Below are 26020 nucleotides of genomic sequence, written 5' to 3'. Positions count from 1 at the left end.
ATAAAATAAATAATGGATATGGAAAATACCCTTGTGGAACCGATAGATAAAATAAAATTTGATGGTCTTGGTAACGATTTATTTTCAATCATTCCAGGAATAGAAATGGCAGATGAAGCTCCTTCTGTTTTAGCCAATGAATTGAACGAGAAAGATTTTAATAAGAATTGGGTCATACCAAATAAACCGTGCTTGATAAAGGGAGCTGTAAAGAAATGGCCAGCTGTACAAAAATTTAAGAGTAAGGATTATTGGTTGTCTGTATGTGATAATTTTGAAATTAAAGTATACCCGCATATGAATCACAATGTATGGGAAGTACAAAAAACGGATAGTGAGGATATCTCATTTCATGATGCTATTGAACGACTTTTTAACAATGAAGATTATATTTTAAGTATTCCTTCAGAAAGAGTAACAAATGATAACCACTTTTCAGAATTATTAAAAGAGACACCAGATTTTTCTTTTCTTTCAGGTTCAATAAAACCTAGAATGTACGATCAAAGAAGGTTTTTTATGTATCGAAGAGCATCGACAGCTTGGCATTATCACAATATTGATGAAACCTTAATGTGTCAGATTAGTGGTGCAAAAAAAGTAGCTTTATTACCTCCGAGTATTCCTAATCCAAAAGAGATAATGAAATTTTTGAATAATGAGCGTTATTTGAATGGAGAATCTTTAAAAAACTATATGGACTTAAAGCCAATGGTTGTTACTGTTCAAGAGGGGGATGCATTATATATTCCACCATATTGGTTTCACACAGTTGTTCCAGATGATGGAGAAGTTGGGTTTACCTATGCTTATTGTTGGAAAAGTCCATTACATAAATTTGGAGATTTTTCAAACTTTTTTGTTCGTCAATTGTATAGAGATGGATTATGGCCTTTCAAAACAGTATCTTTAATTATGCCATTTTTAGGTATTTATTCAGGTTTTTTGAACGTATTTAGAAAAATGCAGAAGGCTTTCAGGTAATTAGAATTATGAAAAATTTATTATTAAAATTACTTGAAAGAAAAATAGCAATTAATATTGAAGATGGTAATTTGAAATTAGATGTTCCTAAAGGTATTGATATTAAGGATATTTTGGAGGAAGTAAAAGAAAATAAACAACAGTTAATCACTTATATTGACAAGGTTAACATCAAGAATAGACAAATTGATTTTGATAAAGAACAGATGTTAATTAGTGTTACAAGTCTAAAAGATCAAGAAACTTATGATGTGTCACATCAGCAAGAAAAAGAGTATTTAAGATATTTAATTAATGGGAAACATGCTTTTAACATTGTTTTTCAAGTAAAACTTCCAATTATTCAAGATGAAATAATGGATAAAGTGATTAACACATTATTTGAAAGGCATGAAATACTGAGAACTACATTTTTAGTTGTTAAAGGACAAGTACAGCAAAAAATACATACTCATATTCCAATTGATTTTAATTTGGAGTACGTTAATCTTTTAGATGTTTCAAATAAAGAAGAAAGGTTTCAAAATGAATTTAAAGAATCTGAAAATAGACTTTTTGATTTTGAAAAAGGACCTTTGATTTCTATTAAAGTAATAAGGTATGATGATAACGTTCAAGGTTTATTAATTTCAATGCATCATGCAATTTCGGATCAAGAAACTACCAAAAAAATTGAAGAAGAAATACAATTGTTATATGATATATTTGAAAAAGGTAGTAAACAATCTTTAAGTCTAACAGAAATACAGTCTAAAGAACATACCTTTTGGGTAAATAGTTATCTCAAAAGCGATATTGGACTTAAACGTATTAAAAGTTATATTGAAAAAATAAAAAAAAGCTTATCATTAGATAAAAGAGGTATTAATTTACAAGAAAATAGTTATAAGAAAAAATTAAATAAAGAGCTAGAAATAGCTTTAAAGGGAAAAGATTTAAAAGAATTTCCTTATTTTTTTGGTTATGTTTATAATCTCTTTCCGATACAAGGAGCATCTTATCAAACATTTATTAATGAAAATCAAATAACAAAACTCAACCATATGTTGAAATTGTATAATTGCAGTTTCTTTAGTTTGTTAATGACTCTATTTGCAATTGTTTTTTATAAAAAAGATAAGAATGAAAATCTAAGAATGTTTATACCTTATTCAGGTAGAGTATTTGAAGAATTTAATGATGTCTTAGGTTGGTTATCTTCAGAAATGATTATTTGTATAACAATAGATGATAAGTTAACTATAAAAGATTTGATAAATAATGTTTCAAATACAATTTTAGAAACCAAAAATTATTCATTATATCCTCATGAAAAGATTATGAACGATTTAGATATTGATTTAGATGTTTTAAGTCCAATCTTTTTAAATCTTTCAAGAATCAATGAATCTTTTATTGAAATTATGGAGCCCAAACATATGAATTGGGGTTCAGGACATTTTACATTTGCTGGAACAATTTTTCAATACGATAACTGCCTCAAATTAAATGTAGATTATAATCCTAACTATTTTACTGAATTAGAGATTGAGAGTCTTACAAAAGATTATATTCATTTAATAGATTTACTATCTAATAATTCTGCTTTAAGTCTAAGTGAATTAATCTCATAATAGCTTAATCTCTAACAACTAGTTTTGATTTAAACGATTGTCCGTAAACAAGTATCAAACAGAACAACAATATACATAAATTATGAAGAAAGAATTATTATATACTTCTTCAGATAGAAGCGTAAGAAAAGTTCATGTAGGATTTTTTCCAGTGAAAGGAAGATATTTTAGAGAAGAAATGAAAAACAGAGGTAATGGATGTTTTGAACTTACTGTAGATTTACCAAAAGGGAAATCATTTCTTCATTACTTCTTAAATGAAAATTTTGATCAGCCAATTAATAATATTGGTAATATGATTTCTCAGTATGATTCGCATATGAGATCTCCAATAATTTTAGAAACAGAACTATTTTGTCCTATTCAATTTGAAAATAGTTCAAATTTTATAAGTCATATAAAAGATAATCTCTGGGAAATTAGAGCAATTACCCATCAAAATTGGATTGAAGGAGTTGCAATACTTATAGAGTCAAAAGAATATCAGTTATTAAAACATTTTCAGCATAAAAATAAATCATATTGGAGTTGTAGAATTAAATTAGATGTAAATGAAATCAGTTTTTGTATAAAAATTTTTAATTCAACACAAATTAAGTATTTACATGAAAATAACAGTCTAAAAGATGAGATTAGACCTAATTCATTTTTATTTCTTAATTTATTTAATCAAATAGAAGATAGTATAAATGTTCCTCAATTTAGAAGTGGATATCAAATTTTTCCTGATCGTTTTTTTAAAGCGGGAAACACATCTTTGAATTATGAGTTGAAAGAATGGGGAGATGAACCAGATTATTATACCTTTTTTGGAGGAAATCTTCAAGGAATTATTAAAAATTTAAATTACGTTTCCGATATGGGTGTTGAATTTATTTATTTAAACCCAATATTCTTATCTGGAAGTAACCATCGCTATGACTGTAAGGATTATATGAAAATAGATCCTTTATTAGGAAATGAAACTGATTTTCGTGAGTTGGTTAATGGTATTCGAGAACGTAATATGAAACTTATTTTAGACGTTTCATTAAATCATTGTAGTACAAATTTCTTTGCATTTAAAGATTTATGTATCAATCAAGAAAAATCGAAATATTTAGATTGGTTTGAAGTAGAACAATTCCCATTATATACTGATAATTCTTTTCATTATAGTTCTTGGCATGGATATAAAGAATTACCACAGTTTAATTTACATAATAAAGAGGTACAAGACTATTTTTTGAAGGTTGCAAGATATTGGACAGAAGGTTTCTTAATTGATGGATGGAGATTAGATGTCTGTACAGAAATGCCAGATGCTTTTATAAAAGCCTTTGTTAAAGAAACAAAAAAGGTAAACTCAAATGCAATAATTATTGCTGAAAGTTGGCATAATAACATTTCTGTTTTTTCATCGGATTGTAAAGTTGATGGACTTACTAATTTTTCACTTTACATTGATGCCTTAATTCCTTTTTTTGTTAATGAGAATATATCTTTAAGTATGTTGGTTTCTAAAGTTTTAGAATTAAACCATAAAAATTCCTTTAAAGTAAATCAATCTTCATGGACCTTTTTAAGTAATCATGATTTACCTAGATTTTTTTCTATTATTAAAGATCGTACTAATTATTTATTGGCCTATACTTTTTTATTTGCATTACCAGGAACACCTGTAATTTACTATGGAGAAGAAATTGAAATGGAAGGATTGGGTGACCCATTTAATAGACGTTGCATCAAGTATCCTTTTAAAGATGGAAAAAACGATAGTTTATATAATTTGTTAGCAGAGTTAAATAAAATAAAGAATAAGCATAAAGAAATTTTTGATTTTGGAACGCTCACTTTTTCAGAAGTGATCCATCATGATAAGCAATTAATTTTGCAAAGATCTTTTGAAAGTAAAAGCATATTTTTCTGCTTTAATTTTGATGAAAAAAAACATGAATTTGATTTTTTTTCTAACACTAAAATAAACATTAATAGACAAATACCTTCTAAATCTTGTGAGGTTATATTTTATGATGAATTATCTAACACAGAGCTATCTTATAAAATTCATTTATAAAAAAAATTATTGAAGCTTTTAAAAAAAATATTTATGATAATACATTTAGCATCTGAGGTAACACCATTTTATAAAAGAGGAGGTTTGGGAGATGTCTTAGGTACCTTACCTAACTATCTTTCAGATGAATATCCTAACATTGTTATTTCCTTTTATTATAAAAATAGAATGATAGAATTATTAAATTCAGAAGTAAAAGATAAGTTTAAAATAGAAATACAAGAGGTTGATTATGAGTTTGAATATTACCATCAAAAGAAAGAAGATGTAAACTATTATTTTATTAATATGTCCGACAGCTTATTATTTAGTGATATGGAATCTAGAGAAAATGATTCTTTAAACAATGATGATGATGGTGAAAAAGCATACAAAGAAAATTTTCCTTATATAATTTACTTCTATTTTGCTAAAGCAGCAATTCAATTGATAGAAAATCTTGAGTTATCTCCTGAATTTATATTTTTCCATGATTGGCATGTATGTGGATGTTTGGCATTTCCAGAAAGAATTAAAAATCTTAATGCAAATTCTGATTGTATTTCAATTATTTTGATTCATAATTATGAGTTTCAAGGGGATATTTTACCAGATCTTTTGCATCATCTTGATGAAGATATTTTAATAGAGCTTTTACCTATTTATAAACAATATGGAATTGCTACTTTTTTTGCGTTGGCATTCAAAAATTCAGACTATGTAGCTACTGTTAGCGAGACTTATGCAAAGGAATTAATTCAGGGCATATTACCCCACATTGGATTGAAGTTTTTGGATTTAATTAAAAAGAAAAAAATATACGCTTTACCTAATGGAATAGATAACATTCTTTGGTCTCCTAAATCAAGTCCCTTTATAAAAAATTTATATGATATAGGTTCTTATCAAATTATCAAATTAGAAGCTAAACAAGAATTAAATTCTGAATTACAGTTTCATGATGATGGAAAACCTATTGTTTTGTTAATGGCTCGTTTAACAGAACAAAAGGGTATAAATATTTTAATAGACTTATGGGGTTCAGAAAAAGAGGCAATGCAACAAATAGAAAATCTTCTAAATATAGGAATAAAATTAGTGATTTACGGACGTCCATCTGGTGGTGTAACGGGTACTATTCATAAAAGATTGATGCTGGCCAAGGAAATGTTTCCTGACAGATTTAACTATATTTCTCATTATACAGAGGAAAAGGCTCACAAATTACTTGCTGCATCAGATATTATTTTATGTCCATCCTTATTTGAACCGTGTGGTTTGGTACAAATGTATGCTTTAGCTTTTGGTACTGTTCCTTTAGTAAGATCTGTTGGAGGTTTAAGAGACACAATTATTCCATACCAGTTAAATCCTGAACTGAGTACTGGATTTTATATTGATGAATTTAGTCATGAGAATTTGAAGAAAACCATTCAAGAAGCGGTTTTTGTTTATCAAAATAAAAAGATCGATTGGAATGGAATAATAGAAAGAGGAATGGCAAAAGATTATTCATGGAAGAGTTTAATACATCATTATTATTCATTTTTTGAAACTATAAGACAAGATTCAAAAAAGAATAAGAAAGTAATAGAAAATGAAATCGCATAAAACTTAAATCAGTTTTTTATTTTTCATGTTTTTTTATTTCTAGACAATTTTAATTAACATAAGTGGGCTATAAAAAATAAATTATGGAAAGATTATTATTAGAACTGTACAAGAAAAACATAAAAGTGAATCTTGATAACGGTAATCTTAAACTAAATATTCCAAAAGGAATTGATGCTAAAGATATTTTGGAAGAGGTTAAAAAGAATAAAGAAAATCTTATTGCTTTCATAAACAATAGAATTCAACTTAATACTAATTTTAAAACAATTGAACCAACTCAAATCAAGGATTATTATGTTTTGTCTTCTGCTCAAAAGCGTTTGTATTTTTTGTATGAATTTGATAAATTATCATTAGCATATAACATGCCTCAGACTGCTAAATTGAAAGGAGTTTTAGATAAAAATCGATTAAATAATGTTTTTAAGAATCTTATTACAAGATATGAAATTTTAAGAACAAATTTTATAATCGTTAATGATGAACCAGTACAGCAAGTATTAGATAGTATAGATTTTGAAATAGAATATTTTAATGCAACTGAAACGGAAATTTCACAAATAATTCAAAAGTTTATTCGTCCATTTAATTTAAACAAAGATCCGTTGCTTCGTGTGGGTTTAATTCATTTATCAAATAAAGAGCATCTTTTAATTTTAGATATGCATCATATCATTACTGATGGAGTATCAAACGGCATTTTGATAAAAGCATTTATGAGTTTATATAATCATGATTCTTTGCCTGATTTAAGAATACAGTTTAAGGATTATGCAGAATGGCAGCAAAGTGATGAACAACAAGAACAGATTTTAAAACAGAAAGATTTTTGGCTAAATCAGTTTAATAAAGAGACTTCAGTTATTAATTTACCAATAGATTTTAAAAGACCAAAGAGTAAAAACTATGAGGGAACTAGCATCGGTTTTGAATTATCAAAGGAGAAATCAAATCAATTAAAATTAATTAGCGAACGTACTAATAGTACAATGTTCATGACTATTTTATCGATTTATTATATACTTCTTAATAAAATTACAAATCAAGAGGATATAATAATTGGTACAGCTGTAGCAGGAAGAAAACATTTTGATTTAGAAGATTTAATAGGAATGTTTGTTAACACATTGCCCTTGAGAAATTATCCGAAGGTAGATTTGAGTTTTAATATGTTTTTAGAAACAGTAAAGTCAGTTACCTTAGAATGTTTTGAAAATCAAATTTATCCTTATGAATCTTTATTAGATGAATTAAATATTGAAAGAGATACAAGTCGAAATCCTTTATTTGATGTTTTTTTCTCTTATCAGAATTTTGAAGAACCTGAACTTTCAATACCTGGTCTAACACTATCACCTTACAATAGTGGACATATAGATTCTAAGTTTGATATTAGTCTAAATGTTATTGAGCATAACGAAAAACTTTTTTTAGGTATTGAATATTCTACAGAATTATTTAAAAAGGAAAAAATAGAAAGCATAATAGGTTATTTCAATAAGATAGTTGATGCTGTAATAGAAAATAGAGATGTTAAAATAGGTGATATAGATGTACTATCTGAAGATGAAAAACATCAATTATTATTTGATTTTAATAATACTAAAGTAATTTATCCTAATGATAAAACGATTATTAATTTATTGGAAGAACAAGTAATACAAAATGGTTCTAAAAAAGCTCTATTTTGTAAGAATCAATCTTTAACATACGATCAACTCAATGTAGAGGTTAACCAACTTTCTAATTATCTAATTCATTCAAAAGGAGTTAAAATAAATGACGTTATTGGTATCTATACAGATAGATCCTGTAAAATGATAATTGCATTATTGGCTGTTTTAAAATCTGGAGCAACATATGTTTATCTTGATTCTGAATATCCTTCCGAACGAATAAATACAATTATTGAAGAATCTCAATTAAAATTGATTGTTAGTAACTTATCAAACGAAATGATTACTATTAACTCAAAAATTGATTGTGTTGAAATTAATAATACTGAGTTAAAATCAAATAAAAAAAATGATAAAAATCCAAGCATAGATATTAATGCTAATGATGCAGCATATGTAATTTATACTTCAGGAAGTACTGGTGTTCCAAAAGGAATAATAATTGAACACTCTTCACTTTTTGATTATTGCATGACTTTTAAAAATCATTTTTCAATTTCAAATGAAGATGTTATTATACAACAATCATCATTATCCTTTGATACAGCAATAGAAGAAATATTTCCTGCTTTAATATCGGGAGCATCAATAGTAATTCTTCCATCGGGAGGACGTGATATTGATTATATGATAAAAACTATAACACAATATAAAGCAACTGTATTAAGTACAACACCATTAGTTTTAAATGAACTTAATAAACATACTGAAAGCTTGGTAAGTCTTAAAGTTATCATTAGTGGTGGTGATTTATTATTACCCAATCATGTTAATAATTTTATAGGCAAGTTGCCAATTTACAATACATATGGTCCTTCAGAGTCGACAGTATGTATTACCTATAATAAAATTGAAAAATTATCTCAAGTCTCTTATATAGGTAAACCAATAGCAAATCGTGAGGTCTTTATTATAAATAAAAACGGTGTATTATGTCCGTCATCTGTTCCAGGTGAATTATGCGTTTCTGGAAAAGGTTTAGCCAGAGGTTATCTAAATAATGATTTATTGACTAATGATAAATTTTTTGAGAATGTTCACATTGATGGTACAAGAATGTATCGAACTGGAGATTTAGCAAAATGGTTACCTGACGGTAGTATTGCATTTTTAGGTAGAATGGATAAACAGTTAAAAATAAGAGGTTATAGAGTTGAGTTAGGAGAAATAGAATCACAACTGATTCTTTATTCTGAGGTAAAAGAATCGATAGTGATTGATAAGGAAATAAATGGAAATAAATGTTTAGTTGCTTATTATACATCTGAAAAACCTATTAAAGAAATTGTTTTAAGAGAACATTTAATTCAGACTTTACCAGAATATATGATACCTACATACTATGTTCATTTAACTAAACTGCCAGTAACAAAAAATGGAAAATTAGATACTAAGGAACTTCCAAATTTTGATAGTAGTAGAAAAGATGTCTATGTAAAATCTAATAATGAAACAGAAGAAAAATTGATGCAAATATGGTCTGAAATTTTGAATCTCGAATATAATAACATAAGTGCTAACATTAGTTTCTTTGAATTAGGAGGAAACTCTTTAAAGGCAGTTTTTCTAATTAATAAATTGGAACGATTATTTAATATTAAAATTTCTTTACGAGAAATTTTTAACAATTCTACGATTCAATCAATGGCAAAAATTATAGAAGTCCATTTATGTATCAATGATGAAAATAAACATGAAGAATCTGCTAAAACAAATAAAGTAATTATATAGTATGGATAAATTAATTTATAAATTAAAACAACATGATATTAAAATTAAGGTTGTTAATCAAAAATTAGAATTGACCATTCCTATTAATTTTAAGGATGATTGGATTTTAAATGAGGTAAGAGAAAATAAAGAAGAGCTTACTTCATATATTATAAATATCACAAGAGAAAAATCTAATTTTAAAGAAATAGAAATAGCTGATGATAAAGATTATTATGTATTATCATCTGCTCAAAGACGTTTGTACTTTCTGTATGAATTTGATAAAGATTCATTAGCATATAACATGCCACAAACTGTTAAGTTAGAAGGGAAATTAGATAAAAATCATTTAAATAATGTTTTCAAACAATTAATTTCACACTATAAGATTTTACGGACTAAATTTATAATTGTAAATGAAGAGCCAGTTCAACAGATTCTAACCGAGACAAATTTCGAATTAGAATATTTTAATGCATCAGAAAAGGATGTTCAAAAAATAGTAAAAGACTTTATACGTCCATTTGATTTAGGCAAAGATTTGTTAATCCGAGTTGGTCTAATAGAATTGTCTGATAATGAGCATATATTGATTTTGGATATGCATCATATCATAACTGACGGAGTATCAAATGGTATTTTGATGAAAGCTTTTATGACATTATATAGTAATGAGACCTTACCTAATTTACATTTACAGTTTAATGATTATGCTGAATGGCAACAAAGTGAAGAGCAACAAAAGGAAATAGTAAAACAAAAACAGTTTTGGTTGAATCTTTTTGAAGAAGTTCCTACTGTAATTGAATTACCAACAGATTTTAAAAGGCCAATTGCTAAAAATTATGAAGGAAATATTCTTAAGCTTGAGTTGAGTCAAAACGAAACAAAACAATTAAAATTAATCAATGAACGTGCTCGAAGTACAATGTTCATGACTATTTTATCTATATATTATGTTTTACTTAATAAGATAAGTAATCAAGATGACATAACAATAGGAACACCTATTGCTGGTAGACAACATGTTGATTTGGAAGAGTTAATAGGAATGTTTGTTAATACTTTACCCTTACGAAATTATCCAAAAGGAGAATTAAGTTTTATTGAATTTTTAGAAAATGTAAAATCGGTTACTTTAGGATGTTTTGAAAATCAATCTTACCAATATGAATCTTTACTAGATGATTTAAAAATAGAAAGAAATACTAGTAGAAACCCTCTTTTTGATACTCTTTTTTCATATCAAAATTTTGAAGAGCCAGAGTTATCAATGCCTGGGCTTAAACTAACTTCTTACAATAATGGTCACACTGATTCAAAATTTGACATTAGCCTTACAGTGGTTGAGGATAGCGAACAACTTTTTTTAACGTTTGAGTATTCAACAGAATTGTTCAAAAAAGAAACAATTGAAAGATTTATAAACTATTTCAAGAAGATAGTTTTAGCAGTTACAGAAGATATAAATATTAAAATAAATGAGATTGGAGTACTTTCCAAGAAAGAAGAAATAGAGCTTATAGATGATTTTAATTCAAGTTTTAGAGCTTATCCAGCTTATTCAAATATCATATCGTTATTTGAATCTCAAGTAATTCAAACACCAGAAAACATAGCCTTGAGGTGTTCAGATAGTGAGATGAGCTATTCAGAACTCAGTCATAAGATCAATAATTTTAGTGATTACTTATTAAAAGATAAGGGAGTTGAAGTTGGAGAAGTTATAGGAGTTATGTTGGAAAGAGAAGCCTATTTAATTCCTACTTTATTTGGTATTTTAAAATCAGGAGGAGCTTATTTGCCAATAGATGTTACTTTACCCAAAGATAGAATCGAAACAATTATAAAAGATTCGAAAATAAGTAAATTGATCACAAGAGCAGAACATCTCGATTCACTAGAGTCTTTATCAGTTGAGATTATTGATTTAAACCAAGTTTTACCAAGTCTCATTGGTCGTCAAAGCTCAGGTTTACAAGCAAAAGTAAACCCTAATGATTTGGCATATGTAATTTACACTTCAGGATCCACAGGAACTCCAAAAGGAGTAATGATAGAACATGGTTCATTACTGAATATCGTTCAAAGCATGGATAATCGTTATCCATTAACGGCAACAGACAGTTATTTATTAAAGACTACTTATTCTTTTGATGTTTCAGTAGCAGAACTTTTTGGATGGTTTCATGCTGGTGGTTCTTTGACCTTGTTACCATCAGGATCAGAAAAAGACCCAAATAAAATTTTGTCATGTATCGAGCAGAATAAAGTAACACATGTCAGTTTTGTACCGTCAATGTTTTCCTTTTTTATCGAGACAATCGAAAAAGAAGGAATCGATAAAATAAGAAGTCTAAAGTATTTATTTCTAGCAGGAGAACCCTTGTCAATAGACTTGGTAAACCGATTTAAAGCATTAAAAACGACAATAACTTTAGAAAATATTTATGGACCAACAGAAGCAACTATTTACAGTAGTGGATATTCCACAAGTAATCTAAAAGAAGCAGAAAAAGTTCCTATAGGCAAACCATTAGACAACATACATTTATATGTTTTGGATCAAGGGAACAATTTACAACCTATAGGAGTTCCAGGAGAGTTATGCATAGGAGGAAAGGCACTTGCAAGAGGATATTTACATAATTCGGAGCTTACTGCAGCGAAATTCATTCATGTAACGGGTTTACCAGAAGAGAGAATATACAAAACAGGAGATTTAGTACGATGGCAACAAGATGGTAATATTGAATACTTAGGCCGCATAGACAATCAAGTAAAGATTAGAGGTTTTCGAATAGAGTTAGGAGATATAGAAAGTCAATTAAATAAGGTTCAAGAAGTAGAACAAAGTGCAGTAGTAGTAAAAGAAAAAGAAGGAGATAAATATTTAGTAGCTTATTATCAGTCAGATAAAGAAATAGATCAGACGGAACTTAAGCAACATTTATTAGATAAACTTCCAGAGTATATGGTTCCGTCTTATTATGTTTATTTGAAAGAGTTTCCATTAACATCAAGTGGCAAATTATCAAGAAAAGACCTGCCAGAACCTGAGATAAAAAGAGGGAATAACTATAAAGCACCATCGAATGCTATAGAAGAAAAATTGGTAGCAATTTGGTCAGAAGTATTGAAATTAGACAAAGAAGTAATTAGTGTAGATAGAAGTTTTTTCGAATTAGGAGGACACTCACTAAAGGCAATGGTTTTGGTAAACAAAATTGCAAAAGAATTGGAAATTGAATTAACGGTAAGGAAAATTTTTGATATGGATAAGATTGAGAGTTTATCAGATTATATAATTACCATAAAGCAAATTGAAATTAGTAATAAAAATCAAAATAAAATTATTGAAATAACAATATGAAAATAGATAGATATATTTCTGACTTAAGAAAAACAAAAAACGTTAGTATCAATGTTATTGATGGTAATTTAAAAATAAAGGCTTCAGAAAACGACTTAACTGAAGAAATTATTAAAGAAATAAAAGAAAAAAAAGAGGATATATTAGACTTTTTTAAAGGTATAAATGTTTTAAAAAATGAAATAACAAAAGTAGAGGAACAAGAACATTATAGTTTATCACATGCTCAAAGAAGACTTTGGATTATTGACCAACTTACTGATGAAAAAGGAGTTTACAATGTACCTATGATTCATTCATTTAAGTCTTTAAATCTATTATCATTCAAAAAGGCATTAATAGGACTTCTATCCAGACATGAGATATTACACACTACTATACATATGATTGATGGTGAACCACGTCAATTAGTACATAAACTAGATGAATTCGAATTTGAGGTAACTAGTCTAAAAGTAGAAGATAATGAAATTGATGCAATTGTAGCAAGTGAATCAATTTGTCCATTAGATTTAACTAAATCACCAATTCGAGCAACATTAATTGAATGTAATGATGGTAGTTATGTCTTTGTTTTTATACTTCATCACATTGTTACAGATGCTTGGTCCATGAATGTTCTTTCTAATGATTTTTTAGCTTTATATGAACATTATGAAACGGGCAAAGCTTTAGATCTTCCTGATTTACGTATTCAGTATAAAGATTATTCATTTTGGCAACATGAACAATTAAGAATGGGAAATATGAATGTCTCACGCGATTATTGGTTAAAAAGATTCTCTGGAGAAATTCCTTTATTAAAGCTGCCTTTAGATCATAAACGTGAAAAATCTAAAAATCAATCAGGAGCAGAGCTTTCTTTTGAGATAGATTCAAAAACTGTTGAAGCACTTATGGCTTTGGGTAATGAAAAAGGATCAACTCTTTTTATGGTTATGGTCACACTAGTAAAGATTCTACTTCATAGATATACTGGTCAAGAGGACATTATCGTAGGAACTCCAGTAAGCGGAAGAGATCATCAAGAACTAGAAAATCAAGTAGGATTTTATAGTAATACTATAGTACTTCGTTCAACAGTAAAAGAATCGGATAGTTTTAACGAATTGTTATCAAAAGTTAGTGAGGTAATGTTAGAAGGTTACGATCATCAGTTTTATCCTTATGATTTGTTAGTTGACGAATTAAAATTGGATAGAGATATGAGTAGGAATCCATTATTTGATGTTATGGTATCACTTGATGGTTTTTCGGAAACTAATAAAACCAATGAAAAATTCAATGAAGAATATTCAGATGAAATAAAAAGTAACGACATAGGAGTTAATAAATTTGATTTAAGTTTCTCATTCAATAAACTAAATAATGGATGTTTAAATGTGATTATTAATTATAGTACCAGCTTATTTGAGAAAAATAAAATGATACGAATGGCTGGTCATATTAAGAATTTAATCATGAATATTTTTGAAAATACAGAGCGTAAAATTTCAGAAATAGAATATTTAGCAAAAAAAGAAAAACATCAAATTATTGATATTTTTAACAATACTTATCAAAAGTATAATCTTGATAAAAGTATTAAAGAACTCATAGAAGAACAAGTAGAGAAAAATCCAAATAAACTTTGCTTACTTTCAGATGAAGGAACTATGACATTTAAGCAAATGAATGCATTGGCAAATCAATTTGCACATTATTTAAGTGAAAAACATAATGTAAGTAAAGGTGATCATATTGGTATAAGTATGGATATAGGCGTCCATAGAGTTATTGCAATGATTAGTTTAATAAAGTTGGGCGCTGTCTATATTCCTATTGATCCATTATATCCAGAAGAAAGGAGACAATATATTATTACAGATACCCAATTAAAACATGTTATTACAGAAGATTTTTTTACTATTTCTGAAGACTATTCGGTTATCTCAATAAATAAAATACTTCCAGATTTGAATTCTTTTTCTAAAGAAAATATAAATGTAAAGATTGCTGCTGAGGACATATTTACTATTTTATATACTTCTGGATCAACGGGTAACCCTAAAGGAGTTCTTATAAAGAATATAGGATTAGTTAACAGAATGCAATGGTTGTGGAATGAATATGGTTTTAATGAAAATGATGTTATTTATCAAAAAACACCTTTTGTGTTCGATGTCTCTATAGGTGAATTTTTTATGCCTTTGTGTTTTGGAGCTAAACTTTTAATTGCCTCTAGTGATACATCACAAGAAGTATTAGAAAATATTAGTAAATACAATGTTACTTACATACACTTTTCACCAACAATGCTAAATATCTTTTTAGAATTTGAAATAAAAGATGTTCATAAAATGAATAGTTTAAGATATGTATTTGCTAGTGGTGAAGAACTTCTTAAAGAAACTGTAAAAAGATACTACTCTAAACTTAACATACCACTTATAAATCTTTATGGACCAACAGAAGCCTCAATTGAAGTAAGTTTTTATAAAACTAAGAAAGGTGATGAAATAATTCCGATTGGTAAACCAATAGCAAATGTAAATTTATACATAATGGATACCAATTATGAATTAATGCCAATAGGTATAACCGGTGAAATTGGTATTGCAGGGATAGGTTTGGCAAAGGGATATTTAAACCAACCAGAAATGACAAATGAGCGTTTTGTAGAAAATAAACATTCATCCAAAAAAAATCAAAAAATTTATAAAACAGGAGATATTGGTCGTTGGAATGAAAAAGGAGAAATTGAATTTCTTGGAAGGAAAGATAATCAGATTAGAATAGGAGGGTCTCGAATAGAACCAGGTGAAATTGAAAGTAAGATTTTAGAACATCCAGATGTACAAGAAGTAGCAGTAGTAGTGAATGAAGATAGTTTTAAAAACAATCATCTAATAGCTTATTATGTTAAAAGAGCTAGTAAAACTGAGATCATACAAGAATCAATTTCAAAAAAACAAACTGAAATTAAAAAAATAAAACAATCTGAAACTAAGGTTGGTTTAGGTCATAATGTAAACTATAGAATTAATGAATTATTTGAAAAAGTTGTAGACACAAATCCAGATAATATAGCATTGTTTTTTGAGGGTAAAGAAATGTCATATAAGGAATTAAATAATAGTGCTAATCAATTAGCTAATTTGTTAAGAGACAAGCATAATCTTAGGAATGGTGATTCGGTTGGGGTTATTATGGAGAAATCCGAGAAAATGATTATTTCTATTCTAGCTGTACTTAAAACAGGAGCAGCATATGTACCCGTAGATGAAGACTATCCAGATGCTCGAATAAAATATATTCTTGACGATTCTGAAATCAAATCAGTTATTTTAGATAAAAAAAATGAAGATAAAGAAATATTCAAAAACATTTCAAAAATTGTTTATGATGAAATTGAAAATAACTTGAATACTCATTTACAAACAAATAATTTAGAGTCTGGTTCTGTTGATGATCTATGTTATATATGCTATACATCCGGATCAACAGGTAAGCCCAAAGGGGTTATGGTAGAGCATCAGTCTGTTTCAGATTACATTCTTACGTTTATTGATTACTTTAACCTTAGTGAAAATGATATTGTTATTCAACAGTCTTCAATTTCATTTGATACAGCTGTTGAGGAAATATTTCCTACACTATGTTCAGGTGGAAAATTAGTTATTCTCCCAAATGGAGGTAGAGATATAGATGCAATTATTACTGCAATTAATGATGATAATGCAACAGTATTGAGCACAACTCCTTTAGTAATAAATGAGTTAAATTTAAGATTTAATGATTTAAATAGGCTTCCAAGAGTATTGATTAGTGGAGGAGACGAACTAAGGGCATCATATATTAATAAGATTGTTAACTCCATGATAGTATATAATACTTATGGGCCTACCGAGACAACAATTTGTGCTTCATTTGCAAAAATTGATACTAATACAAAATGTAATATCATTGGAACACCAATTGCTAACCATAGTATCTATTTACTGGATGACTCAATGGAGAGTTTACCTAGTGGTGAAATTGGAGAAATATATATTGCAGGACCAGGTTTAGCAAGAGGTTATATTAACAAAAAGGAAGAAACTGATAAACATTTTGTACCAAATCCAATTGATGGAGGCTTATTTTATAAAACTGGAGATTTAGGTAAATGGAATGAAGATGGACTGCTTGAATTTTGTGGAAGAAAAGATAATCAGGTAAAAATAAGAGGTTATAGAGTGGAACCAGCAGAAGTTGATCAAATAATAAATCAATATGAAGGTATAGCAAACTGTTTTACAATGTCAAAAGCAGATTTAGAAGGAAACAAACATTTAGTTTCTTATTATATAGCGACAAAATCATTAGATAGTGAAGAACTTAGAACATTTCTAAATGATCAAATTCCTCATTATATGGTGCCCGATTATTTCGTAAGAGTAGACGATTTTCCGAGAACAATTAATGGTAAAATTAACACAGATAAGCTACCAGTTCCTTATGCATTAACTTTAGATGTAAAATTAGGTTTGGAATTAAAAGATTTTCTTAAGAAGAAACTTCCTTTGTACATGGTTCCTACTCATTTTAGGAATTTAGACAAATTACCAGTCACAGCAACTGGTAAAGTAGATAGAAAAATGCTTGAAAGTAAAGACTTATTATTTAATGAAAAACAAATAATTGTAGCTCCAAAGAATAAAGTAGAAAAGAAAATACTAGAAATATGGGAAAAATGTTTGAGTTACCCTGTAATTAGTACAGATATTAACTTCTTTGAAATTGGAGGTAATTCGATTAAAGCAACACAAATATTAGCATCTATTTTTAAAGAACTTAAATGTAATATTGTTCTAAAAGATATATTTAATAACCCAACAATTATTGAGCTTTCACAATTGATTTTAAATCAAAATAATGATAAAGAATTAATTGTAAAACTAAACAAAATAGATTCAAATCTTTCTAATCTCTATTTCATTCCACCTATAATAGGTTCGTCAACAATTTTTAGGGATTTAGCTATAAAACTGGATACATATTATAATATTTATGGACTCCAATATAAAGGATTTGATTATGATGTTCCTTTTGACAAAAGTATTCAAGAAATGGCTAATACGTTTGTAAAAGAAATAAAGAAAATCAATGAAGATAAAGCAGTATCAATTTTGGGTTACTCAATGGGAGTAACAATTGCTTTTGAAGTAACTAAGATTTTGGAAAGTGAAGGTTATGATGTTAATTTAATATTCGTAGACAGAGGTATTAATGAAGAGTCTAATGAATATAATATTGACATAGAATCAGTTAATGAAATTTTAGAGATGGAATTGAAATTTTGGCTTAAAGAAATTAAGGAAGTTGACTCAGATAGGATTAAAAAACTAACTTTTAATAGTTTACAAGTTTTAAATAATTATAAAGTTGAAGGTAAGGTAAAAAGTAAAATTATAACTATTGAAGCTTCAAAGAGTTTAGAGAGAACAGAAATGAAGCATTGGAAAGAATTCACTAGTGGTGATTTTAAACATTTTTATATAGATGCAGATCATTATGGTATTCTAAATCCTGAAAATCTATCCAGATTGTCTAAATTAATAATAAGTGGTTTCACTAAATATCATTTTGACGAAAATCAATATAACGAAGCTGACTTTTTATTTAGCTAAAGTTTTAATAAATAAATTAAGGAAAAAGTAATTAGTAAATAATTCAAATTTATTATTGAATAAAAAAAAATAATTATGAATAAAATAATTTTATACTGTTTGCCATATGCAGGAGGATCTTCTGTTATTTATAGTAAATGGAGACAATATTTAAATCCTAATATTGAACTAAGACCCATTGAGCTTTCTGGAAGAGGTAAACGTTTTAGTGAACCTTTGTATGAAAATATACAAGATGCTGTTGAAGATGTATTTAATAAGATTAAAGATGAAATTCAAGAAAATCAATTCATGCTATTTGGACATAGTATGGGTGGGCTAATTACTTATGAATTAGCTCAATATATTAGAAAATCAAATCTTAGAAGTCCTTTACATGCTTTTGTTTCGGGTAGAGGAGCTCCAAACCTTATACGACCTAATGAAAAAATGTATAGTAAAATGGATAGCGAAAAATTTAGAAAAGAAGTACTTAACCTTGGAGGTACTCCACCTGAATTTTTCAATCATCCTGAGCTATTGGATTTGTTTCTGCCAATATTAAAAAATGATTTCAGAATTGTGGAAACCTACAAATGTGATGATCAGGTTGATCCTCTAAATATAGATATGACAGTGCTTTTAGGTAAAGACGATGATTTAACAATTGATAAGAATGAAACTTGGAGAGAATACACAACTGGAAAGTGTAATATCATTGATATTGACGGAGGACATTTTTTCATTAATGAACAAACAATTAAGATTATAGAAATTATAAATAATGTTAGTGTATCCATTCATAAAGAAAAAATGATGCGATTTGCTTAATAATATAAATATAGTGTTTCATTTCACTAAAAAATGATAGGTAATTTAAATCTTCTACCGAATTGTGAAGCAATTGTATAATAAATAAACAAAATTTAAAATGGGAAAAACAAAAAGACTTTCAATAAATGAATTGAAAGAAAAGTGGAGTGATGTAGAAATTACTCAAAGTCTAGGACTAATAGTTGGAGGTATTGTTGCGGCTACTGAATGTCATGTCACATCGAATTCTAATGGATCGTATACTGATGATTGCACAGGAAACACTTTCTGGCCCTGGTAATTGACAAATGGTAATAAAAAAAATAATCAATAATAAAACACAAAAGAAAAATGAAAAAAACAAAAAGACTTTCAATAGATGAATTGCAAGAAAAATGGAATCATTTAGAAATTACTAAAAATTTGGAAATAATTGTAGGAGGTTCGGTTGCAGAAGAATGTCATAATGGAGATTGTCGCCCTTTTTATTGGCCACCAGCAAGTCCACAAAAATAGTATTTAATTAAAGAGAAAGTTAATTCTTTCTCTTTAATCTTATCAACTTAATCTTTATGAAAATAATAAATTTTAATATAGAAAAAGAGTTTCTGGAAAATGTAATAATGAATTTATCGGATGAGATACGATTAAAATTGTATAAATTAGATGAAGAACTTTTTAACAGTTTGGATTATAATGATGATAACGCTTTTTTAAATCCAATACTTTTTTATTACTTGTTTACCAAAGAAAACAAACTAACTAACCCAATATCAAGTATAATAAATAATTATCTTGACATGGATTCTAAAACAGTTAATCAACATGCGGATTACTTTTTTTTGAGCGATTCAAATATAAAAATTTACAAAAGCAGTAATCCTTTCTTAACTTCTTATTTTAATCTTGAATTTGAAGAGACAACAGAAGAAACAATCCAGAAAAATATAAAACCTTTATTCAATGCATGGGAATATTTGAAAACAATCATTCCTGAGTTTTGTGAAATTATTGAAATAACAACAAAAGAGATTTCGATTTTTAATTGTAAAAATCAAAATTCCTTTGCAACACTTCAATATCTAGGAACAACATTCATTAATGTAAATGACCAAATTGCAAATGAGATTTTTTTTATAGATGACCTGTCGCATCAATGTGGACACATTATATTTTATTTTTTAACATTAAATGCACAAGATTTTTTTGTTCCTCCAATGCAAACTAAACTATCAATCTACTCAAACTATAAAGACAATAGGTCAATTTATGATGTATTTCACGGACTATTTACCTATACAACAACATTAAATGCATTATCTGAAGCCTACAAAAGTGAGGCTTTTACAGAAGAACAAAAAACAGAAATTATTGGAAGAATTGGATTCTATTTACAAAAATTCGGTTTAGATATTAAATTAACCGATAATCCAAATATTTTCTCTTCCAAAGGCATGAAATATTATGAGATGTTTCAAAAATCTTTTGAAACTATCTACTCTAAATATTCTATTTACACAAAACAGTTTAACTATTCTAATCAAAATTATTTTTATAACAATGATTTGTTTCTAACATTAAACAAAATGGAAGAAATAATTGTATAAAATTATACTGATAGGAATGAAAAACATGTAGTTCAATTTTTTAATTTAAAAATTATTTTATGATTAAAATATATTATACAATTTTTGAAAAGGAGTTTAAGGATTCTACATTTCAGAGGTATTTAAATATCCTTCCCAGCAGATTGAAGACTGATGTAATGAAGTATAGTAAATGGAATGATAAATATTCAAGTCTTTTTGGAAAACTTCTTTTAAAGAAAGGATTAAAAGAAATGGCAATCACAAATGGATTAAATGATCTTAAATTTACAGAATACGGAAGACCTTATTTGGATAGTCAAGTTGATTTCAATATATCACACTCTATGGGTTGTGTCGTTTGTGCATTTACTGATAATGGAAGAGTAGGTATTGATGTTGAAAAAATAGAGCCAATAGATTTTGATGTTTTTAAGTCTTGTTTCACAAGTAATGAATGGAATGAAATTGAAAAGAATAAGAATGATGGAGCAACATTTTTTCATTATTGGACAAAAAAAGAAGCCGTTATAAAAGCAGATGGACGTGGTTTAAGTATACCATTAGGGAATTTTGAAGCTGTTGAAGATTTTGTTTGTTTAAGTCAAAACAACTGGATAATCAATCAATTAGAAATTAGTGATTTGTATAAAGTACATTTGGTATCATCAAAAAATCAGAATTTTGAACTCATTAAAGTTGATTTTTATAGTCATGAAGGTTTAACTCAAAAGGTCAAAATGAAAGAAGTTTTCTGAAAAGGTACTGAATAAGCTTTAATACTACCACCATGTAAATGCATGATTTGTTTAGATAAACTTAAACCAATACCTGTGCCAGAAGTTTTAGTAGTAAAGAAAGGAACAAAAACCTCGTCAATTAGTTCAGAGGGAACACCAGGACCATTGTCACAAACTTCTATATAGCGATTTCCTTGATCTGTAATTCCAGCAATTATTATTATAGAACCATTTTCTAATCCAGCAATTGATTGTAAAGCATTTTTTGTTAGATTAATTAATATTTGAGAAATTTGTTTTTCATCTATAAAAAATTCAAGATCTGGGGGATTTATTTTTTCAGTAAAATGGATATTAGTATCTGTACATTCTTTATTCATCAATACTTTTATCTTTTCTAGCAAACGAATAGCTGGAACAAATGCTTTATCAGGAGGAGGTAAACTTAGTAACCTCCTATAGGATTGTACAAATTCCATTAAATCATTTCCTTGTTCCTTGATAATTCCTAATCCTTTTATTGTATTTTGAATTTGTTCAACACTTAAGGAAGAATCTGTTTTTTGATAGTATTTTAAAATAGATTCAGAAATCGATGTAATTGGACTTATGGCATTCATAATTTCATGAGTAAGTACACGAATAAGTCGAGCCCAAGAATCACTTTCTTTCTCATCTAATTCTTGATAAATATCTTGTGCAACAACTAGTAAGAGTTCTTCATTATTTAAAGTTATTGATGTAGATTTTAAGGAAATTAGCTTCTTTTCTCGTTCATTAGTTAGTTGTATCAATTTCCTGTCAAATGGATCTAATTCAGAAAAAAGATGGTACATTTTAGCATCAATTTTCTCAATTTGTTTAATATGATTTAAAGGTTTGTGATTTAGTAATTCTTCTATTTTGGGATTAGCAAAAAGAATATGTCCTTTTTTGTTATATGTTAATATACCGATATTTGCCTGTTTGATTATTTCTTGATAGTATTTTTCTTGTGTTTGTTTTTTAAGATGAACATTTTGAATCATATCATTAAGCATGTTCAAACTTTTATGAAGCTCATTTAGTGAACTAACATTTGTATCCTCAGAAAAGCTCATAGAAAAATCTTCATTTTTGATTGACTCAAAAAAATAAGCTATTTTTCTATTGGTTTGATTAATAAAACGTAATAACAGAAAAGATTGAAGGATTAGAATTATTAAAAAGAAAGTTCCAAAAAATGAATTGTCATTCAAGAAAAAAAAGGCCAATGTCAAAGCCGTAATTATCAAGAAAAAAATATGTAGAATAAATAGATAATAGAAATTTTTACTTGCCATTATTGCCCATTTTTTTTGTTTTATTGTAAAGAGTTTGTCTAGAAATCCCTAATTGCTCTGCAGCAGCACTGTAATTTCCATCATTTTGATTTAGAGCATTATTAATCATGAACATTTCCATTTCTTCAATAGTGTCAGGTACGGTTTCGGTTGGTTGCGTAAGCTTAGAGTTAAAGTTGAAATCTGAAGCTTTTAAAAGAATGTCATCAGAAAGAATTACAGCACGTTCTATAGCATGGAGTAGTTCGCGAATATTTCCTGGCCAACTATATGACATTAATTTTTGCTTGGCACTCTGATCTAAACTAAAACCTTCTTTGTCATATTTAGTCATGAATTTATTTAAATAAAAATCAGCAAGGACTAATATATCATTGTCTCTCTCTCTTAAAGGTGGAACATCTATTTGAATAGTATTGATACGATATAGTAAATCTTCTCTAAAATGACCATCTGCAACCATTTTTTCTAAATTGCAATTGGTAGCACAAATTAAACGTATGTCAACAGGAATAGTTTTATTAGAACCAACTTTTACAACACTTTTATTTTGAATAGCGGATAACAATTTAGCTTGTACTTGGAGAGATAGGTTACCTATTTCATCTAGAAATAAAGTACCCCCTTTAGCAGCTTCAAATTTACCAACTCTATCCTCTTTAGCATCAGTAAATGAACCTTTTATATGTCCAAATAGTTCACTTTCAAAAAGAGATTCAGAAATTGACCCTAAATCGACGTTGATAAATGCTTGATTATTTCGAGTTGATGTTTTATGTAGCTCTCTAGCTATTAAGTCTTTACCGGTACCATTTTCACCAGTAATTAAAACATTTACGTCTGTCTTTGCTACTTTTTGAACCAAATTCAAAATATTGGTTAACGCTTTGGATTTTCCAATGATATAATTGTGATCTTTAGTATTATTCGCAACTTCTTGCTTAGCTGGCTTATTCTTTTTGTGGTATTTACTCAAGGAATATGCTGACTTAATAGTTGTTAGTAATTTTTCGTTATCCCAAGGCTTAAGTATAAAGTCCATAGCACCTTCTTTTAAGGCTGTTACGGCTAAATCAATTTCACCGTATGCTGTCATCATTATGACAGAAATTAAAGGAGTTTTTTTTTTGATTTCTCTAAGCCAAAATAATCCTTCGTTACCTGTGTTAATGCCTGCAGTAAAATTCATATCTAACAGAACAATATCATAACTTGTTAGATCTGGAAAAGAAGAAATTTGGTTAGGATTTGATAGTGTGGTAACAGTTTTGTATTCGAATTGTAATAGAATCTCTAAAGCGCTTAAAACACTTTTGTTATCGTCAATAATTAAAATTTTTGCATCCAGCATAAGAAGTTTTTTTAAGAAAGAACACCTAACAAAAATACAATATGAAATCAGTATTAACTAAAAAAAGTTAATTATTTGGACAAAGACTGTCAAAAAAATTTACAAATTATTTGTCTTAAAATTATAATTAAAACATAACTATCTATTATTCAGTAATATGTGCTTTTGGCACAATAGTAGATTTAATGTTTGAACAAAAAATAAATGATATGAATCAGAAAATAAAAAAAATAAGTTTGATCCTTTTATTGATATCTTCTCAATTGTTCTCACAGGAGAAATGGACATTAAATGATTGCGTTGCATATGCAATTGATCACAATTTACAATTGAATGATTTTAAATATAATTCTCAATCAAATAAAGAAACTCGTAATCAATCAGTTAGAAGTTTGTTACCAACTATAAATGCAACTGGAGATTATAATATCCGTTTTGGACGTTCTGTAGATCCTAATAATAATGGAATTGTTAATACTGACTTCTTTTCAAATAATTATTCTTTAGAGTTTAGAATGGATTTATTTAAAGGGTTTCAAAAAATAAATACAATTAAATTGTCAAAGCTCTTATATAATGCAAATAAGCAAGAAACATTACAACAAAAATATTTGTTAGCTTTTAGGGTTATGTCAGCTTTTTATGATATTCTTTTTTATGAAGGATTAACAGAAATATCTATCGAACAACAATCATTATCACAAGCTAATTATGATTTTGTGAACAGACAAATTGAACTTGGAATGAAAGCTGGTGCTGATTTGTATGAGGCTGAATCTCGTCTTTTGGCTGACAAGTTAAAAGTTACTCAAAGTAAAAACCAACTTAATGCTGCTAAACTAAAACTTATTCAGGAAATGAATTTAGAGGATGCAGTAGATATCAGTATAATATCTGAGGAGTCAAACTGGGTAAATGAATTAGATATATCAAATGAAAAATCGGATTCTATATTTTCAAAAGCAATGACATTCATGCCTATCATAGAAGCTAAAGAATTGAGAGTTAAAGCTGCTAAAAAACAGGTGGCAGTTTCTAGAGGAGGTCTTTTTCCAACATTATCTTTATATGGTGGTTATGGAACAGGATATTTTCAAACATTAACAAATGCAAATGGAGAAACTATTCCATTTAAAGATCAGTTTAGAGATAATACATTTAAGTTTGTTGGTATTTCTTTGAATATTCCAATTACAAATGGTTGGGCATCACATTCTAAAATAAAGCAACAAAAAATTACTTTATTGAGAGAAGAAAATAACCTTCAATTACAAGAACAAGAATTATTTAAAACTATAAATGAGTTAGTTTTAAAATATAAATCACTTGTAGTTGAATATGAACAAAGTACTCAAAAAGTGAAAGCACAGCTTCTTTCGTTTGAGACTGCACAAAAAAAACACGAAAAAGGATTAATCAGTTCCTTAGAGTTGTATACCTCTAAAAACTTATTGGGTAACGCTCAAAATGAGAACCTACAAGTAAAGTTATTACTTGAAGTAAACAAGAAAACATTAGATTTTTATAAAGGATTACCAATTTTTAATATTAACAACTAAAGATTACAAAA

At 27.7% G+C, this 26020-nt stretch carries 15 protein-coding genes; 13 read left to right on the top strand and 2 right to left on the bottom strand.

From position 1 onward, the window contains the following. Nucleotides 1–18: 18 nt before the first annotated feature. The 12 genes from FIA58_RS09520 (at nt 19) to FIA58_RS09465 (ending at nt 21795) form a co-directional block, all read left to right on the top strand. Nucleotides 19–984: a cupin-like domain-containing protein gene (locus tag FIA58_RS09520; RefSeq protein WP_165928889.1), complete on the top strand. Its 966-nt coding sequence runs from the start codon at nt 19–21 to the stop codon at nt 982–984. Nucleotides 985–992: 8 nt separating this feature from the next. Beyond that, nucleotides 993–2597, top strand: a complete 1605-nt coding sequence (locus FIA58_RS09515; protein ID WP_140962248.1) for a condensation domain-containing protein — start codon at nt 993–995, stop codon at nt 2595–2597. Between the two features lie 82 nt (nt 2598–2679). Beyond that, nucleotides 2680–4653, top strand: a complete 1974-nt coding sequence (locus FIA58_RS09510) for a glycoside hydrolase family 13 protein (RefSeq protein ID WP_140962247.1) — start codon at nt 2680–2682, stop codon at nt 4651–4653. Nucleotides 4654–4686: 33 nt separating this feature from the next. Then, nucleotides 4687–6243: a glycogen/starch synthase gene (locus FIA58_RS09505; RefSeq protein WP_140962246.1), complete on the top strand. Its 1557-nt coding sequence runs from the start codon at nt 4687–4689 to the stop codon at nt 6241–6243. Nucleotides 6244–6326: 83 nt separating this feature from the next. After that, the gene (locus tag FIA58_RS09500; protein WP_140962245.1) at nt 6327–9653 is read left to right on the top strand and encodes a non-ribosomal peptide synthetase; all 3327 of its coding nucleotides are present in this window, start codon (nt 6327–6329) and stop codon (nt 9651–9653) included. A gap of 1 nt (nt 9654) precedes the next feature. After that, the gene (locus tag FIA58_RS09495; RefSeq protein WP_140962244.1) at nt 9655–13008 is read left to right on the top strand and encodes a non-ribosomal peptide synthetase; all 3354 of its coding nucleotides are present in this window, start codon (nt 9655–9657) and stop codon (nt 13006–13008) included. Then, nucleotides 13005–18659, top strand: a complete 5655-nt coding sequence (locus FIA58_RS09490) for a non-ribosomal peptide synthetase (RefSeq protein WP_140962243.1) — start codon at nt 13005–13007, stop codon at nt 18657–18659. The genes FIA58_RS09495 and FIA58_RS09490 overlap by 4 nt, the downstream gene beginning before the upstream one ends. A gap of 75 nt (nt 18660–18734) precedes the next feature. Continuing rightward, nucleotides 18735–19469, top strand: coding sequence for a thioesterase II family protein (locus tag FIA58_RS09485; RefSeq protein ID WP_140962242.1), 735 nt, complete (start codon nt 18735–18737; stop codon nt 19467–19469). A 100-nt stretch (nt 19470–19569) separates the two neighbouring features. Then, nucleotides 19570–19752, top strand: coding sequence for a hypothetical protein (locus FIA58_RS09480; protein WP_140962241.1), 183 nt, complete (start codon nt 19570–19572; stop codon nt 19750–19752). A gap of 50 nt (nt 19753–19802) precedes the next feature. Then, nucleotides 19803–19967, top strand: coding sequence for a hypothetical protein (locus FIA58_RS09475; protein WP_165928888.1), 165 nt, complete (start codon nt 19803–19805; stop codon nt 19965–19967). Nucleotides 19968–20023: 56 nt separating this feature from the next. Beyond that, nucleotides 20024–21058, top strand: coding sequence for a hypothetical protein (locus FIA58_RS09470; RefSeq protein WP_140962240.1), 1035 nt, complete (start codon nt 20024–20026; stop codon nt 21056–21058). 59 nt (nt 21059–21117) lie between these two features. After that, on the top strand, nt 21118–21795 hold the full coding sequence (locus tag FIA58_RS09465; RefSeq protein ID WP_140962239.1) for a 4'-phosphopantetheinyl transferase family protein: 678 nt from the start codon (nt 21118–21120) through the stop codon (nt 21793–21795). On the opposite strand, the gene FIA58_RS09460 is transcribed toward FIA58_RS09465, so the two are convergent. Next, a complete protein-coding gene (locus FIA58_RS09460; RefSeq protein ID WP_140962238.1) occupies nt 21765–23099 on the bottom strand; it encodes a sensor histidine kinase in 1335 nt (444 codons plus the stop codon). The genes FIA58_RS09465 and FIA58_RS09460 overlap by 31 nt on opposite strands. Beyond that, entirely contained in the window at nt 23089–24450 is a 1362-nt protein-coding gene (locus tag FIA58_RS09455) for a sigma-54-dependent transcriptional regulator (RefSeq protein WP_140962237.1), read from the bottom strand. Before FIA58_RS09455 ends, FIA58_RS09460 begins: the two co-directional genes overlap by 11 nt. Before the next feature lie 209 nt (nt 24451–24659). Here FIA58_RS09455 and FIA58_RS09450 point away from each other — a divergent pair, with 209 nt between their 5' ends. Next, nucleotides 24660–26009 carry a TolC family protein gene (locus tag FIA58_RS09450; RefSeq protein ID WP_140962236.1) on the top strand — a complete coding sequence of 450 codons (1350 nt, stop codon included), beginning with the start codon at nt 24660–24662 and terminating at the stop codon, nt 26007–26009. Nucleotides 26010–26020 lie beyond the last annotated feature (11 nt).

It is taken from the genome of Flavobacterium jejuense, from assembly GCF_006491595.2.
GTDB classification, from domain to species: domain Bacteria; phylum Bacteroidota; class Bacteroidia; order Flavobacteriales; family Flavobacteriaceae; genus Flavobacterium; species Flavobacterium jejuense.
Note: the sequence above shows the minus strand (reverse complement) of the source record. Positions and strands in the feature narration are given on the sequence as shown.

What these genes read in the sequence shown, in the direction of transcription:
- FIA58_RS09450 (WP_140962236.1), top strand. Translation starts at nt 24,660, where the DNA reads ATGAATCAGAAAATAAAAAAAATAAGTTTGATCCTTTTATTGATATCT.
- FIA58_RS09475 (WP_165928888.1), top strand. Translation starts at nt 19,803, where the DNA reads ATGAAAAAAACAAAAAGACTTTCAATAGATGAATTGCAAGAAAAATGG.
- FIA58_RS09455 (WP_140962237.1), bottom strand. Translation starts at nt 24,450, where the DNA reads ATGCTGGATGCAAAAATTTTAATTATTGACGATAACAAAAGTGTTTTA.
- FIA58_RS09520 (WP_165928889.1), top strand. Translation starts at nt 19, where the DNA reads ATGGAAAATACCCTTGTGGAACCGATAGATAAAATAAAATTTGATGGT.
- FIA58_RS09510 (WP_140962247.1), top strand. Translation starts at nt 2,680, where the DNA reads ATGAAGAAAGAATTATTATATACTTCTTCAGATAGAAGCGTAAGAAAA.
- FIA58_RS09470 (WP_140962240.1), top strand. Translation starts at nt 20,024, where the DNA reads ATGAAAATAATAAATTTTAATATAGAAAAAGAGTTTCTGGAAAATGTA.
- FIA58_RS09515 (WP_140962248.1), top strand. Translation starts at nt 993, where the DNA reads ATGAAAAATTTATTATTAAAATTACTTGAAAGAAAAATAGCAATTAAT.
- FIA58_RS09505 (WP_140962246.1), top strand. Translation starts at nt 4,687, where the DNA reads ATGATAATACATTTAGCATCTGAGGTAACACCATTTTATAAAAGAGGA.
- FIA58_RS09490 (WP_140962243.1), top strand. Translation starts at nt 13,005, where the DNA reads ATGAAAATAGATAGATATATTTCTGACTTAAGAAAAACAAAAAACGTT.
- FIA58_RS09495 (WP_140962244.1), top strand. Translation starts at nt 9,655, where the DNA reads ATGGATAAATTAATTTATAAATTAAAACAACATGATATTAAAATTAAG.
- FIA58_RS09500 (WP_140962245.1), top strand. Translation starts at nt 6,327, where the DNA reads ATGGAAAGATTATTATTAGAACTGTACAAGAAAAACATAAAAGTGAAT.
- FIA58_RS09480 (WP_140962241.1), top strand. Translation starts at nt 19,570, where the DNA reads ATGGGAAAAACAAAAAGACTTTCAATAAATGAATTGAAAGAAAAGTGG.
- FIA58_RS09465 (WP_140962239.1), top strand. Translation starts at nt 21,118, where the DNA reads ATGATTAAAATATATTATACAATTTTTGAAAAGGAGTTTAAGGATTCT.
- FIA58_RS09460 (WP_140962238.1), bottom strand. Translation starts at nt 23,099, where the DNA reads ATGGCAAGTAAAAATTTCTATTATCTATTTATTCTACATATTTTTTTC.
- FIA58_RS09485 (WP_140962242.1), top strand. Translation starts at nt 18,735, where the DNA reads ATGAATAAAATAATTTTATACTGTTTGCCATATGCAGGAGGATCTTCT.